12 protein-coding genes are annotated in these 14,582 nt (G+C 59.2%); 6 read left to right on the forward strand and 6 right to left on the reverse strand.

Going from position 1 to position 14,582, the window contains the following annotated elements; translation table 11 throughout:
- The first annotated feature begins 522 nt into the window (after window positions 1-522).
- Window positions 523-2,151 (forward strand): J domain-containing protein, encoded by a 1,629-nt coding sequence (locus AB4N44_RS03935; RefSeq protein ID WP_460110138.1) that lies wholly within the window; start codon window positions 523-525, stop codon window positions 2,149-2,151.
- A complete protein-coding gene (locus AB4N44_RS03940; protein ID WP_150776509.1) occupies window positions 2,148-3,143 on the forward strand; it encodes a YiiG family protein in 996 nt (331 codons plus the stop codon). The genes AB4N44_RS03935 and AB4N44_RS03940 overlap by 4 nt, the downstream gene beginning before the upstream one ends.
- Before the next feature lie 48 nt (window positions 3,144-3,191).
- Here the strand turns inward: AB4N44_RS03940 and AB4N44_RS03945 are convergent, their stop codons facing one another.
- Window positions 3,192-3,866 carry a DUF3313 domain-containing protein gene (locus AB4N44_RS03945; RefSeq protein ID WP_160040348.1) on the reverse strand — a complete coding sequence of 225 codons (675 nt, stop codon included), beginning with the start codon at window positions 3,864-3,866 and terminating at the stop codon, window positions 3,192-3,194.
- 212 nt (window positions 3,867-4,078) lie between these two features.
- Here AB4N44_RS03945 and AB4N44_RS03950 point away from each other — a divergent pair, with 212 nt between their 5' ends.
- Window positions 4,079-6,433: a tetratricopeptide repeat protein gene (locus tag AB4N44_RS03950; RefSeq protein ID WP_460110136.1), complete on the forward strand. Its 2,355-nt coding sequence runs from the start codon at window positions 4,079-4,081 to the stop codon at window positions 6,431-6,433.
- 344 nt (window positions 6,434-6,777) lie between these two features.
- Here the strand turns inward: AB4N44_RS03950 and AB4N44_RS03955 are convergent, their stop codons facing one another.
- From AB4N44_RS03955 to AB4N44_RS03965, 3 genes are all read right to left on the reverse strand, one after another.
- The gene (locus tag AB4N44_RS03955) at window positions 6,778-7,752 is read right to left on the reverse strand and encodes a hypothetical protein (RefSeq protein WP_460110134.1); all 975 of its coding nucleotides are present in this window, start codon (window positions 7,750-7,752) and stop codon (window positions 6,778-6,780) included.
- Between the two features lie 219 nt (window positions 7,753-7,971).
- Window positions 7,972-8,451: a DUF934 domain-containing protein gene (locus tag AB4N44_RS03960; RefSeq protein ID WP_127928050.1), complete on the reverse strand. Its 480-nt coding sequence runs from the start codon at window positions 8,449-8,451 to the stop codon at window positions 7,972-7,974.
- Window positions 8,448-10,121: a nitrite/sulfite reductase gene (locus AB4N44_RS03965; RefSeq protein ID WP_460110132.1), complete on the reverse strand. Its 1,674-nt coding sequence runs from the start codon at window positions 10,119-10,121 to the stop codon at window positions 8,448-8,450. The genes AB4N44_RS03960 and AB4N44_RS03965 overlap by 4 nt, the downstream gene beginning before the upstream one ends.
- A gap of 338 nt (window positions 10,122-10,459) precedes the next feature.
- Here AB4N44_RS03965 and ccoN point away from each other — a divergent pair, with 338 nt between their 5' ends.
- Together ccoN and AB4N44_RS03975 are read left to right on the forward strand one after the other, a co-directional pair.
- Window positions 10,460-11,887, forward strand: a complete 1,428-nt coding sequence (ccoN, locus tag AB4N44_RS03970) for a cytochrome-c oxidase, cbb3-type subunit I (protein WP_460110130.1) — start codon at window positions 10,460-10,462, stop codon at window positions 11,885-11,887.
- Between the two features lie 18 nt (window positions 11,888-11,905).
- Window positions 11,906-12,124 carry a cbb3-type cytochrome c oxidase subunit 3 gene (locus AB4N44_RS03975; RefSeq protein WP_123375400.1) on the forward strand — a complete coding sequence of 73 codons (219 nt, stop codon included), beginning with the start codon at window positions 11,906-11,908 and terminating at the stop codon, window positions 12,122-12,124.
- 305 nt (window positions 12,125-12,429) lie between these two features.
- Here the strand turns inward: AB4N44_RS03975 and AB4N44_RS03980 are convergent, their stop codons facing one another.
- A complete protein-coding gene (locus tag AB4N44_RS03980; RefSeq protein ID WP_460110128.1) occupies window positions 12,430-12,921 on the reverse strand; it encodes a hypothetical protein in 492 nt (163 codons plus the stop codon).
- 212 nt (window positions 12,922-13,133) lie between these two features.
- On the opposite strand from AB4N44_RS03980, the gene AB4N44_RS03985 reads away from it, so the two are divergent.
- Complete coding sequence (locus AB4N44_RS03985; RefSeq protein WP_460110127.1) at window positions 13,134-13,826, forward strand: aspartate/glutamate racemase family protein; 693 nt, start codon at window positions 13,134-13,136, stop codon at window positions 13,824-13,826.
- Window position 13,827: 1 nt separating this feature from the next.
- Here AB4N44_RS03985 and AB4N44_RS03990 read toward each other — a convergent pair whose 3' ends face one another.
- On the reverse strand, window positions 13,828-14,346 hold the full coding sequence (locus AB4N44_RS03990) for a GNAT family N-acetyltransferase (protein WP_316916492.1): 519 nt from the start codon (window positions 14,344-14,346) through the stop codon (window positions 13,828-13,830).
- Between the last annotated feature and the right edge of the window lie 236 nt (window positions 14,347-14,582).

Raw genomic sequence — 14,582 nt, forward strand, 5'->3', positions numbered from 1 at the left:
ACAGCCGCCATAACGGAGTGCACACATTCGAAGTGCGCAAGGATACGTTATGAAAGGCGTGTACGCGCCACTAATACCCGTCGGGGTTTCCAGTCCCGGTCGCTGATTTGGCAGCGACGAACACAGGCTAGAGACCCGACGTCCGACGGACAACCTGAAAACCTTGTGGGAACGTTCCGCAAATTCCAAACAACGCTTAAACATCCCGAATTGAAATACGCACAGGTAGGAGCTGCCGAAGGCTCGGGCCGCGATCGGACGATCTTTTGATTTTGCATTTAAAAAACAAGATTAAAAGATCGCAGCCTCGTGTCACTCGACTGCTCCTGTCGCCAGTGCGCCGTCCCCTTGCAGAGTCAGTTGGCGGGTGATGCGCAGTGATGGTGGCAACCCCTATTTCCGCTGGTTCGTCGGCAAATAAACGACGGCTGAGGACTTTTCGACGCGAAACAGGTAGGGTGCGCAAAATCAAAGTGCCATCACTGGACCGCGTCGCAGGTTTTCAATGGAGTTGTACACGCAATGAGTTGCTGGACCGTCCTTGGCCTTACGGCCGACGCCGATACGCGCAGTATCAAACGCCAATACGCTGCCCTGCTCAAACAGACCCGTCCGGACGAAGACGCCGAGGGCTTCCAGCGCCTGCGTGACGCCTATGAGCAAGCCCTGAATTACAAGGAATGGGCGCAGGCCAACGAAGACACAGAGAGCGAAGACGACAGCTGGGATTTGACCGGCCTGACCGTGGTCGAAGTCGATGCCTTGCAACAGGCAACTCGCTCGCTGCAAGGCACCAGCCTTGCGCAGTTGCAACAACGCCATGCCCTCGCCGTTGAGCAGGGTTGCGCGCATATCCTCGAAGAAACCCTGCTGCAGCATTGCATCGAAAACCCGCAAACATCGGCGCCGATGGTCGATTGGGCGGTGCAGACCTATCACTGGTTCAGTGCCTGGCAGCGCCTGGAACTGGATGAGGAATCCATCGAACATTTGCTCAATCAGCAGCGCGAACGTATTACTCGACCGCTGCGTGATGCCCTCGATCTTGAGGACAGTGCAGCCTTTTTGCAGGCCTACGCACAGTGCGCGCAATGCCTCTGGCTCGACGCTGAAGTACACCGACTGTGGTTCAACCTGTTCCTGAGTCGATTGCTACTGGACAGCGAATACTGGTCTTGCGCTATTTTCGAACAGGTTTGCGCGGGCCAGGGCTGGCATTCCGGCCCGGCCAACCGTTGCCCGCAAGATGAATGGAAGCGTCTGGTCGCGCGCCATGAGGCACCGATTTTTATCGCGCAACAGCGTCAACTCGCGCAAGAGCCGCCCGCCACTGCCGAACATCGCGCCGCCCGCCTGTTGCTCGGCAGCGGCCCGTTCAGCCAGCGTCGCGCGCTAGCCCGGCGCCTGCGTGAGAAAGATTGGGAGCATTGCCGACATTTGAGTTCGGCGCTGTATGCCAATCATCCGAAGGTCTGCGCAGAGTTGCCCGGTGGCACCGCGTTCTTCTGGCGTGACTGGGAGCTGAGCCGTGGCGAATGGCCGACCTACCTTGGCGTGGTGCTGGCCTGTCTGATCGGTGCGTTTACTCATTTCATCCCGCTGGGGCTGCGCGTCACCGGGCTGTTCAATATCGTCATGACCTCAACGATCGTGTTTGGGGTGATCGCTGCGGGCATCAACTGGCTGACTCACGAATTGGCGCACACCCATTGGCTGCTGGATGACCGCCTCAGCGCACGGTTGTGGCCGGGGTTCGCCAAGGAGGCTGCACCGTTCGGCATACTGCGTGATCTGATTCCCTGCGCATTGATGGTGGCTGGGCTCAGCTGGTTTTTCGGCCCCATCGCTGGCGTCGTCTATGCTGCGACACTGGCCTGCGTGGGTTTGATCCGTCGCCGTCAGGTCAAGCCACACACGTCCTGGGAAAAGACTAACCTGCCGGCGAAAATCGGCCTGACGCTACTTGGGGTTGTCGCCCTGGTGCTGGTGCTGGGCGTGTTCAAAGTGGCCGCCAGTCAAGGCACGGTCAATCGCAATCAGGGGCTACAACCCTGGGCCGAGCGTTTGTGTAGCCGGTTGCCGGCGAGTTCTTTCGATTGCGGCGCTCCCGCCACCCGTGAGCAGTGGTATCCCGCGGAGGCACGGCCATGACGTCGAGATTCATGTTTGTCAGCGGCGTAGTGGTCGTTCTGGTGGTGATGGGGCTGTCGAGCGCGACCCGGCCGTTCCTGAAACTCGATCTGTGGCTTGATCAGCGCGAATCCCCGGTGACCGCCCAGGTCAACGCGTTGAGCCCGATCATTGCCTGCGTCAACCGTGTCGATGTGCACTGGCGCAACGCCTACGACAAATTCGAACGTCCGCGGCCAACAAGTGATGCATTCGGGCATTATCTTGCTGAGGCACGGGATTTCGACAACACGGATGCGTACACCGTGCAGGACATCCAAAAGGATCTCTGCCTCAGTCATATCAACGAAAAACTCGAACTCTTGGCCTATCAGCCAGTGCTTTCACAAAAAGTCCGTGACTACGCGCAAGCACTGCAGGGAGCAGCGGTGATCTTTACGCCGGAGCGACTCGACAGAAGTGCGAATTTTTATGCCACGCCGCTCGCCCGGTTGTCCCAGGGCTCGGGGCAAATCCAGGCCGCCAGCAATGCCTACATCAATGCATCGACAGCCTTGCGAGAGGAACTGCTGCCACTGGACGTGGCTCAGCGCCCCGAGCAGCTCAAGCTGCTGGAAGCGCGGGTAGGCAAGGAGATTCATTGGTCTCTGCTGGCGTACATGATTCAGGCCCGGGAGACACTGGACCTGCTCGAAGACGGGATGAAACACCGCACGCTGACCCCGCAAGCCGTGGCCGATACCACCGCCGATCTGCAGCAGGCGTGGGATCGCCACGAGCCGCTCATGGGCCTTCGTTTGGGTGGTTTGCGAAACAAGGACGATGACGCGCGTGACTTGTGGGATTACATCCGCGCGCCCTCGCAAACGTATCTCGACGCGTTGAGAACCCTGCACGAGGACTGGCAAAACCACGCCGAACCGCAACGCTTGAGCGACGACTACTACGCCGTCACTCGCGGTTACGACGTCCTGCTCAGTCACTACAACCGCCGGGCGCGCGCCGACTTCTGAGGGTGTGCACAGGCCGGAGAATCCTCGCGGACCTCCGGCCTCGTGCGTTTACTTGGCAGCCTTGAGCTTCAGATACGACTGACGCAGGTCTGAGGCCCAGCCATCGATCACAGGTTTGACATCATTGGCCGTCATCGCCTGCGAATCATTTTCCAGTGGCTTGCCGGTGCCTTTGCGTACCACTTGCGCGACGACCTTGTTATTCGCGCCATCGAGGAACACCGCTTCGGTGGCCAACGTAGTTTCCTGATCGCGAATACCGCTGGCCGTGCTGACCGCTGCTGCCACCAGGGCAATCGGAATCACCTCATACGCGTGCAGGCCTTCGGTCTTGCTGCTCACGGCGGTGATCGCCGCACGCACCACAATCACGCCAGGGCCTGGGCCGGTGGCCAACGGCAGGTCTTTGCCGATCTCACGCTTGAGCGCCTGATCGTAGTAGGAAGTGATGCCATTGAGGGTCTGCTGGGAGATCTTCGCGGTCGGCTGCGGTTTCGGGTAGAGCTGGGTCGGCTCGATATAAACGCTGGTGAATTTCTTGACGTCGACCTTCGGATCGATCCAGCGCATGACCTCGGCACCGGAGGGCGATTTGGCCTCTTTGAGCTGGCTGTAGTCCTTGAGGAAGCCGGAGTACTCTTTCGGGTCGACGGTTTTGCTGGAACAACCTACCACTGCGAGGGTGGCAAAACACAGTGTGCCCATCATCACTGCTAGCTTCATGCTGTAACTCCTGTCAGAAGGCCGAAAACTTTGCCCGGGGGAACTACAGGTATAGCTAAAACCTCAGTAATTGCGATTGCAAAGCACAATATTCACGCAACGCTGCGCGGCGCATCACAACGGTCATTTGACAGACACCGGTCATCCGGCAAAGCTGCACCGGGCTTGAACGCACGCCCGACGGCAAATGCACCTGGACTACGGAAGTCGCAATGCCCAAGCATAAAAATAAAACAGCACAACCTGACCCTGATTCGCCTCGATCTACACTCTCAAAATATCTGTTCCCGATCACCATTGGCGTGCTGCTGGCCGCCGTGGCAGGGATCGGCTGGTTTCTGTTCAGCCCTGCGCCCGCCCCCGTAAAACCTGCGCCAATAAGCGTGTCAGCAGCCGTAAAGCCGCAGCCTGTTGTGGTGAACAAACCGGCGACGATGGTCGATGAACAACAATGCCAGGGCTGCCACAGCGAACAGGTCAAGGACTGGCAAGGTTCACATCACCAGTTGGCGATGCAGCCGGCGAGCGCTGAAACGATGCTCGGCGATTTCAATAACGTCACATTCAAAGCCGAAAGCGAGACCACACGATTCTCGCGCAAGGGCGATGAATTCTGGGTCAATACCCCTGGCATCAATGGCAAGAACGCCGACTTCAAAGTCGCCTACACCTTCGGCATCGCGCCGTTGCAGCAATACCTGATCGAGGTCGGCGAAGGTCGTTTGCAGGCGCTCGGCGTGGCGTGGGATACCGAGAAACATCGCTGGTTTCATCTCTATCCCGGCCAAGGCGTCAACTTCAAGAATCCGCTGCACTGGAGCAAGCCAAGCCAGAACGCCAACTTCATGTGCGTCGAGTGCCACACCACCGGTTTCAAGCGCAATTTCGATGCGGCCAGCAACACCTTCAACAGTCAGTGGAACAGCCTCGGCGTCGGTTGCCAGGCCTGCCATGGTCCAGCATCGAACCATCTGGAATGGACGCAGAAAAAAACCGATCTGATCCATCAGGGTTTTGACGTCGACCTCAAGGACAAGAACGCCACCGTCGAGATCGAAACCTGCGCCCGCTGCCACGCGCGCCGTGCGCCGTTGGGCGATGGCTACACCGTCGGCAAGCGCCTGATGGACGACTACCTGCCGAGCATCCTCACCCGCGAACTGTATGCGCTGGACGGCAAGATCAAGGATGAGGTCTTCGAACACGGCTCGTTCCTGCAAAGCAAAATGTTCGACAAGGGCGTGCGTTGCAGCAACTGCCACAACCCGCACAGCAGCGAACTGAAAGCCCCGGGCAACGCGGTGTGCCTGCAATGCCACAACACCGCCGGCAAGACTTCGGTCGAGGGCGTTGATGGCAAGGGCTTGCAGGCGAAGAACTACGACTCCATCGAACACACCCGCCACACCATGGGTCAGCCTGGCTCGCAGTGCGTGGATTGCCACATGCCGGGCAAGTTCTACATGGGCAACGACTTCCGCCATGACCACAGTTTCAGCATCCCCAACCCGGAGCGAGCGCAGAAACTCGGCACCCCGGATGCTTGCCTGACCTGTCATCAGGGCAAGGCTGGCGACAAGGTCACCGCGCAGTTCAAGTTGTGGAGCGCCTCAAGCGCAACCCAGGCTCCGCGCTATGACGAAAGCCTGTGGCTGATCCGCAATGGCCAGCCGGGGGCTGCTGATGCGCTGTACGAGCAGTTGCAGCGCAGCAATTTGCCAGCGATTCAACGGGCGACGTTGCTCGCGGAGTTGCCGCTGTATCCGAGCGAACAGGCCTTGAAGCTGGCCACGCTGGATCTGAAGAACCCGGCGCCTCAGGTGCGCGAAAGTGCGGTGCGGGCGATCAGTGCATTCCTGCCGCCGCCAGAGCGCGCACCGTTGTTGGCGCCGTTGCTGGGCGATCCGGTGAAAGCCGTGCGCATCGTTGCTGCGCGGGATCTGTTGAGTGTTGCGCGCAATGGCGGTCTTGGCGCAGCGCAAGCCAATTGGGATTCAGCGATTGCCGAGTACGAGGCGGTGCAGAAGAGCCTGCTGGAGCGTGCCGAGGCCAATCTGAATCTGGCGATGTTGTATCAGGCCAGTGGCCGTGGTTCGGAAGTTGAAGGCTTGTTACGTTCGGCACTCAAACGCGACCCGGATTTCTACCCGGCACTGGTGACGCTGGTGCAATGGCTGGAGGCCAATGGTCGTGGCCAAGAGGCGCAGACACTGCTGGATGACAGCCTCAAGCAGCATCCAGAGGCCGCGCTGTTGCAGCACACTCGCGGTCTGTCGCTGATCCGCGCAGGCAAGGCTGCCGAGGCCATGTCCCCATTGAAGAAAGCCGCGCAACTGGAGCCGCAGAACGCGCAGTACGGTTATGTGCTGGCGGTGGCGCTGCATGAAAGTGGCAAGGTCGATGAGGCGTGTGCGGTGCTCGAAGGTTTGCTCAAGGCTCAACCGGCGAACCGCAATGCGCGGTTGTCGCTGATTCAGTGGTATCTCGACAGCGGGCAGGAGCCAAAGGCGCAGGTGCTGTTGCAGGGGTGGAAGAAGATGAACATGGGGGATCCGGCGCTTAAGTGATTGGCTGGAGATTGGCTTCCCTCACCCTAGCCCTCTCCCAGAGGGAGAGGGGACCGATTGGGGGATATTCAAGAGATACGCCGACGTGAACGATTGACGTTGAATCCATAATCGACTCGGTCTTTCACGTCGGTGTCACTCGCCAGACAACTCGGTCAGTCCCCTCTCCCACTGGGAGGGAACTGATTGGGGAATACTCAAGAAATACACCGACGTGAACGATTGGCTTTGAATCCATAATCGACTCGGTTTTTCACGTCGGTGTCGCTCGCCAGACAACTCGGTCAGTCCCCTCTCCCTCTGGGAGAGGGTTAGGGTGAGGGGCTTTTCAAGGTTCAACCGATTTACCAGGAAGAAGTCTCACCACTACGCAACGCCATCTCGCGCCGGCTGTTGATGTGCATCGCCTTGATCAGCGACACCGTGCCCACCAGCAAGATCGCCGCACCCAACAGGAAGTCGATGTTGTACAGCTGAAAATCCTGCACCGGCCCGATCAGCAGCACCCGCACGATCGCAGCGCCCAACAGCGTGGCGAGGAAGTCGATCCCAGGTTCATTACGGTAGAACACCAGCAACAACGGCAGGCACAGCACCAACAGCAGCAACAACACGACAACCTTGAACGAACCTTTGCGCTCGACGCTAAACGCACATTCGTGCGGGCCGTAAGCCTTGTAGTCGTCATCGCGGATCATCGAGTTGTTCTCGTTGATGTAGTCGACGCGGTTGTACTTCTGGATCGGTGTGAAGGTGTTGGACATCTCCATCAACGTGGTGATGTTCTTGAAGCGCAGGTCTACGCGCTCGCTGCCCTTGAGGTAATAGAGCACCGGTTTATAGCCGTAGCGATAGGTGTCGAAAGGGAATTCGGTGACCTGACCCTGCATGCCGATCGGGCGCGGTTCGAGTTCGGCGTAGGCGCTTTTGTTGGTGGCCGACAGGTTACGGCTCAGCGGTTGAACCTTGACCTGCTCAAGGAAGATCGGCGTGACGCCGTAGGACCACTGCAAGGGTTCCAGACGCAGGCGCAGTTCATTGCGACCCAGGTCGTAACGGTTGAAGGTGCGCTCCGAAACCACCAGGGAACCGCTGAGCATGAACTCGCCGCGCAGGTTATTGGTCACGCGCAAGGTCAGTTGGTCCTTGCCCAGCAACGCCGCTTCCGTGGACGGTGGCGTGCCGCACCACGCGGTGCTTTCGCCGACACCGCCGAGCTGGCCGCTGCGGTTTTCCTTGAATACGTAAAAGTAACTGGCCCACAGCGTCACCATCAACAGCAACGCTGTGAGGCCGAGGATTTTTTTGCCCGGACTCACTGATCAGACTCCCTTCTTCGGTTCCATCGTCCAGCCGAAAACCCGCTGGCGACGGCGACTCTACCAAAAGGCCACCATCGACCCAAGGGAAAATGCCTGATTCGTCAGGTTTCTAGGGGTTTCCCCGGTGTACATCGAAGATCAAAAGATCGCAGCCTGCGGCAGCTCCTACACGCGATCCACTGTGGAGCTGCCGCAGGCTGCGATCTTTTTTAACCGTCAACGCCGACGGAAAAGCGGACGCGGCTCGATCACCGAACGCCCATACAACACGCTCATGCCGGCCAACCCCTTCAGCGCATCCTCGGCAGATTTGTCCTCGCGCACCGCAAAACTGTCGAACCCGCACTGGCGCATATGGCTGAGCTGATCACGCAACACGTCGCCAATCGCACGCAACTCCCCTGCCCAGCCGAAACGACTGCGCAGCAGATACGCCTGGCTGTAAGCGCGGCCGTCGCGAAAACTCGGGAAGTCCAGCGCGATCAGCGGCAACGATCGCAACCACGGCACCAGGCTTTCAACGTCATCGTCCGGGCCCAGCCACACGGCGTGGGTCGACGGCGATTCCAGCCAATGCCCCAGCGGCAGCATCAACAAACCATCAGGCCTTGGCGTCGATGGCTCACGCACCAACGTCCACGGATCGTCTGTCACTATCCGCGCCACGCCCTGCTCCAGCCGCAACAGATTATTCATGCCGTGGCCTCCAGCGTCTTCGGATAGACCCGCTCCTTGAATGGCTCCATCCCGATTCGCGCCACGGTGTCGACAAACAACTCTTCGTGCTCGCGATAGCGCACAAACGTGCCGATGATCCGCTCGATCACCTGCGGCACTTCGGCAGCGCTGAACGACGGGCCGATGACTTTGCCCAGCGCGCTGTGCTTGCCTTGGGCGCCGCCGAGGGTGATCTGATACCACTCGCTGCCGTTCTTATCGACGCCGAGGATGCCGATATTGCCGATGTGGTGGTGACCGCAGGCGTTCATGCAGCCGGAGATGTTCAAGCTGATATCGCCCAAATCATGTAGGTAATCGAGATTATCGAAACGTGCCTGAATCGCCTGGGCGATCGGGATCGATTTGGCGTTGGCCAGTGCACAGAAATCGCCGCCGGGGCAGGCAATGATGTCGGTGAGCAGGCCGACGTTGGCGCTGCCCAGATCGTGTTTGCACGCCAGTTGCCACAAAGCAAAGAGGTCGGTTTTCGCCACGTCGGGCAGGACGATGTTCTGCTCATGGGCGATACGAATCTCGCCAAAACCGAAACGTTGCGACCAGTCGGCCACCGCCAGCATCTGCACACCGGTGACATCTCCCGGCGGCGACGCCATGCCCGGTTTGGTCGACAACACCACACTGGTGTAACCCGGCACTTTGTGCGTCTGCACGTTGCGCGCGACCCAACGAGCAAACGCCGGGCTTTCCGCCAGGCGTGTGCCGAAGTCCAGATCGGTGTCGGCCAGGGTGTGATAAACCGGCGGCACGAAGGCACTGGCGACCCGTTGGTATTCGGCCTCGGTCAACTGCGCCGGGCCGTCCTTGAGGTGCTGCCATTCCTCTTCGACTTCCTTGGCAAACGCCTCGATGCCCAGCGCCTTGACCAGAATCTTGATCCGCGCCTTGTACTTGTTGTCGCGCCTGCCGTGGCGGTTGTACACCCGCAAAACGGCCTCAACGTAGGACAACAAATGCTGCCACGGCAAGCCTTCGCGAATCTGCAAACCAAGAATCGGCGTGCGTCCCAGACCACCGCCGACGATCACTCGCAGCAACATCTGCCCGTCGCGACCGGGGTAAAGATACAGGCCGATGTCGTGCATCATGATCGCCGCGCGATCCTGCTTCGCCGAGCAAATGGCAATCTTGAATTTGCGCGGCAGAAACAGGAATTCCGGATTGATCGTCGACCACTGCCGCAGAATCTCGGCCAGTGGACGCGGGTCGATCAACTCGTCCGCCGCGACCCCGGCGAACGCCTCGGTGGTGATGTTGCGCACACAGTTGCCGGAGGTCTGGATCGCATGCATGTTGACCTGCGCCAGACGTTCGAGAATATCCGGCACGTCGCTCAGTTCGATCCAGTTGAACTGCATGTTCTGCCGCGTGGTGAAGTGGCCGTAACCGCGATCATAGTCGCTGGCGATGCTCGCCAGCGTGCGCATCTGCTTGGCGTTCAACGTGCCGTAGGGAATCGCCACGCGCAGCATGTAGGCGTGCTTTTGCATGTACAAGCCGTTTTGCAGGCGCAGCGGCAAAAACTCCTCTTCGCTCAGTTCCCCGGCCATGAAGCGCTCGACCTGATCTCGAAACTGCGCAACGCGCTCGAACACCAGCGCCCGGTCGTAATCATCGTATTGATACATGCCGCCACCTCATCAGTTATTCCTGTGGGAGCGAGCCTGCTCGCGAATGCGGTGTGTCAGGCAACTGCATTGTTGGCTGACACACCGCATTCGCGAGCAGGCTCGCTCCCACAGTTTTCTTCAGAGCACTATGACGAAGCAGCGCAGCACGTTACAGATTCACCTGAGGCGATAAAAACCATATCAGGGCGCGGCAGAACGCCGCAGTCAGCCCTTCAATCTGATCCGCACAAATCAAAGATTCCTGAGCCTGTTTTGTTTCTGGCGGGGTTTCTACAGTGCAGCTCATGCCAGACCGGGTGGCCTGGCAAGACTTTGCAACCGTGGATGAACTGACCATGAGCACAGCAACAATCGGACAGGCTTATAACTACAAGGTCGTCCGCCAATTCGTCATTGCCACAATTTTCTGGGGTGTGGTGGGCATGGCAATGGGCGTTTTGATCGCCTCGCAACTGGTCTGGCCAGAGATGAACCTGGATCTGCCGTGGACCACCTTCGGCCGCTTGCGCCCGCTGCACACCAGCCTGGTGATTTTCGGTTTCGCCGGCAGCGCGCAATTCGCCGCCAGTTACTACGCGGTGCAGCGGACCTGCCAGGTGCGGCTGTATTCGGACAAACTCGCCGCGTTCACCTTCTGGGGCTGGCAATCGGTGATTGTGATCATGCTGATCACCCTGCCAATGGGCTACACCACCACCAAGGAATACGCCGAGATCGAATTCTCCGGCGCAGTATGGATGGCCGTGGTCTGGGTCGCCTACGCCATCGTGTTTTTCATCACCGTGGTGCAGCGCAAGACCAAGCATATCTACGTCGGCAACTGGTTTTTCGGCGCGTTCATTCTGGTGATCGCCATGCTCCATGTGGTCAACCACCTGTCAGTTCCGGTGGACTGGTTCAAATCCTATCCGGTGTATTCCGGGGCTACCGACGCCATGGTGCAGTGGTGGTATGGGCACAACGCGGTGGGCTTCTTCCTGACCACCGGGTTCCTCGGAATGATGTATTACTTCGTGCCGAAACAGGTCAATCGGCCGGTGTATTCCTATCGCTTGTCGATCGTGCATTTCTGGGCGCTGATCACCCTGTACATCTGGGCCGGCCCGCACCATTTGCACTACACCGCGCTGCCGGACTGGGCGCAGTCGCTGGGCATGGCCATGTCGCTGATCCTGCTCGCGCCGAGCTGGGGCGGGATGATCAACGGCATGATGACCTTGTCCGGCGCCTGGCATAAGTTGCGCACCGATCCGATCCTGCGCTTCCTCGTGCTGTCGCTGGCGTTCTACGGCATGTCGACGTTCGAAGGGCCGATGATGGCGATCAAAACCGTCAACGCCCTCTCCCACTACACCGACTGGACCATCGGCCACGTGCACGCCGGCGCCTTGGGCTGGGTGGCAATGATCACCTTCGGCGCGACCTATCACATGGTGCCCAAAGTGTTTGGCCGCGAGCAGATGTACAGCACGCCGCTGATCAACCTGCACTTCTGGCTGGCCACGATTGGCACGGTGTTGTACATCGCCTCAATGTGGGTCAACGGCATCACCCAAGGCCTGATGTGGCGGGCGATCAACGAGGACGGCACGCTGACCTATTCGTTTGTCGAGGCGCTGCAGGCCAGTCATCCGGGATTCATCGTGCGCTTTGCCGGCGGGGTGTTCTTCCTCACGGGGATGTTGCTGATGGCTTACAACGTGTGGCGTACGGTGCGGGTCGCCGACGTCGCACTGGCCCAACGTGAAGCGCAGATCGCCTGAGGCAGGGAGCCGCTCGTGATGGAGATTTTCTTTGATGTGTTGGGCGTGGTGTTCCTGTGGCTGGCGGTGGAGTACTGCTTGCGACGGGAGACGGCGGACAGTCTGGATGAAGCGAGCATGGTGCCGTTTGCCGATGACCCGGAGGTGGCGCGGCGGGTGGAGCTGGCTACCGGAAAAACCGTGAAAGCGGTGGCGCCGGAGGTGGCGAAGCCGGGGTGGGTCAATCTGGAGATGTGAGGTGTGTCAGGTGGGTTGCCCTCACCCTAGCCCTCTCCCGGAGGGAGAGGGAACTGACCGAGTCGTTTGTTCGGGTTACACCGACCTGAAATATCAAGTTGAACTCAGGTTCTGAACAGCACTCGGTCTGCCCCCTTTCCCCCCCCTCGCCCCAGAGGGAGCGGGAACTGACCGAGCTGATTATTCGGGTTACACCGACCTGAAATATCCAAGGTGAATGCAATCTCAAAACCAATGAAGATCGGCTCCCTTTCCCCTCGCCCCCTTGGGGGAGAGGGCTGGGGTGAGGGGGTAAGCTCTTGATCTTAACCGCGTTCGCGAGGAATCAAGCTCTGCAACTGCTGGGCGAGAAAGTTAGCATCAAAGGCAAACGTATCCGGATCCTTCAAACCATTGGTCTTGCGCCACTGCCACTCACCATTCGCCAATCCCACCAGCGAAATGCTGCCATAACGCGCCGCCGTCAACCCCATCACCGCCAATGAAATCTGCCCGCCACTGCCCATCACATCCGGCACAAACTCCACCGGTTTACCGGCAATCACAATGCTCAGCTTCTCTGTCTTGAAGGTCGAGGTCTCCACCGGCGTGCTCGGCCCGAACGCGACATACGCCTCACGACTCACCTCCAGCAGATTCGGTGCCTGTACCGGTTCCAGCCATTGCTGAATATCACCGAACAACGCGGTAATCCGTGTAGCCCAAGCCGCCGATTGCGTCTCGAACAGTTGCTTCTTGTGCGCTTCGCTCTCGGCGTAATGACGAAGCATTTCGCCCAGTTGTTGTACATCGTCCATAGCGGTGTTCCTCGGAAAGGACCTGCAAAGGTCGATAGTGGCAGATACCAGCCCCGGCGTACGTTTAACCTGCACCCGCCCCGACAAAGCACCATGACACTTGCGTGAAAGATCAGCGGTACAGTCACTTGCTGCTGGTATCGAAGCATGAACAACAGGAAACTCCCGTCAGACCTGAACACTCGACACTGTCATTTGCCTGAGGACATCCAATGCGCACCATCGGCCTGATCGGCGGCATGAGCTGGGAATCCAGCGCCGAATACTATCGACTCATCAATCAGCAAGTCCGTGATCGTCTCGGCCCGTTGCGCTCGGCGCAATTGCTGATGCACAGCGTCGATTTCGGCCCCGTCGAACAGGCCCAGCACGCCGGGCGCTGGGACGATGCGGCGGCGATTCTGGTCGATGCTGCGCGCAGGCTGGAAGCGGGAGGCGCGGAATGTGTGGTGCTGTGTACCAACACCATGCACAAGGTCGCCGAGCAGATTCAGGCGGCGATCAGCATTCCGTTTCTGCACATTGCCGAACCGGCCGCGCAGGCGGCTTTAAACATAGATGCACGCACGGTCGGATTGCTCGGCACTGCATTCACGATGGAACAGGACTTTCTCAAGCAACGCCTGGTCGCCAAGGGTTTGACCGTGTTGGTGCCGGACGAAACAGAGCGCAAGGACGTGCACCGGATCATCTACGACGAACTCTGCGTCGGCGTGATCAGCGATCAGTCTCGGCAAATCTATCAACGAGTGATCGAATCCCTCACCGCGCGTGGCGCGCAGGCAATCATCCTCGGTTGCACGGAAATCGGCCTGTTGATCAAACCCGAACACAGCGCCCTGCCCCTGCTCGACACCACCGAACTGCATGCACAGTCGGCGGTGGCGTTTGCCTTGGGCGACTGATTCAGGTCTTCGGACGACTGCGCAAACGGGCCATGCTCAGGGTGTCCACCCACTGCCCGTCGCGTACCGCGTAATCGCGAAACAGGCCTTCGTCCTCGAAACCGAATTTGCGGTAGAGGCCGATGGCTGCCTCATTGTCGGCGTAAACCGAGAGTTCGACGCGGTGCAGATTCATCCAGTTGTCGGCGACGTCCAGCGCCGCCGCCAACAGCATCGAACCCACGCCTTTGCCTTGCCACGCCACGGCGACTGCCATACCGACACTGCCGGCATGACTGCGACGAATCCGCGAATAGTTTTCCAGCCCCAGGTGGCCGATGACCTGGCCCTGATGCAACGCGACCAGCTTCAACACCCGTTCATTTTCCACCAGCAGCCGTTGGCGCCAGACGTCGACGGACTGAAACGGCATCTGCAACACCTGCCGGGTGACAGCCCGCTCGTTGTAGAGCGCAGTGACAGCCTCGAGGTGCGACTCGCTGAAGCGTTCGATGTGAATGGCGGCGTTGTGATCGGGCATGGCGGATCCTTCCTGGATCGATGTGTGGCCGACCACTCTAAACCGCCGATTGTCTGTCTGGCGAGAGTAACTACTGTAGGAGCGAGCCTGCTCGCGAAAGCGATCTGTCATTCACCGTTTGCGTTATTTGACACAAACCTGCAACTCAGCCACTCCTCTACCGCCCGTCGGATTTGAGCTCGCACCTGTCAGATCTGACAGGTGCGCAAACTAACTTTTAGCCGTTCAATCACTCC

It is taken from the genome of Pseudomonas sp. S3_C06, assembly GCF_054667675.1.

Excerpts from the sequence above, each read along its gene's own strand:
- AB4N44_RS03935 (WP_460110138.1), top strand. The coding sequence starts at position 523 with ATGAGTTGCTGGACCGTCCTTGGCCTTACGGCCGACGCCGATACGCGC.
- AB4N44_RS03940 (WP_150776509.1), top strand. The coding sequence starts at position 2,148 with ATGACGTCGAGATTCATGTTTGTCAGCGGCGTAGTGGTCGTTCTGGTG.
- AB4N44_RS03945 (WP_160040348.1), bottom strand. The coding sequence starts at position 3,866 with ATGAAGCTAGCAGTGATGATGGGCACACTGTGTTTTGCCACCCTCGCA.
- AB4N44_RS03950 (WP_460110136.1), top strand. The coding sequence starts at position 4,079 with ATGCCCAAGCATAAAAATAAAACAGCACAACCTGACCCTGATTCGCCT.
- AB4N44_RS03960 (WP_127928050.1), bottom strand. The coding sequence starts at position 8,451 with ATGAATAATCTGTTGCGGCTGGAGCAGGGCGTGGCGCGGATAGTGACA.
- AB4N44_RS03965 (WP_460110132.1), bottom strand. The coding sequence starts at position 10,121 with ATGTATCAATACGATGATTACGACCGGGCGCTGGTGTTCGAGCGCGTT.
- ccoN (WP_460110130.1), top strand. The coding sequence starts at position 10,460 with ATGAGCACAGCAACAATCGGACAGGCTTATAACTACAAGGTCGTCCGC.
- AB4N44_RS03975 (WP_123375400.1), top strand. The coding sequence starts at position 11,906 with ATGGAGATTTTCTTTGATGTGTTGGGCGTGGTGTTCCTGTGGCTGGCG.
- AB4N44_RS03980 (WP_460110128.1), bottom strand. The coding sequence starts at position 12,921 with ATGGACGATGTACAACAACTGGGCGAAATGCTTCGTCATTACGCCGAG.
- AB4N44_RS03985 (WP_460110127.1), top strand. The coding sequence starts at position 13,134 with ATGCGCACCATCGGCCTGATCGGCGGCATGAGCTGGGAATCCAGCGCC.
- AB4N44_RS03990 (WP_316916492.1), bottom strand. The coding sequence starts at position 14,346 with ATGCCCGATCACAACGCCGCCATTCACATCGAACGCTTCAGCGAGTCG.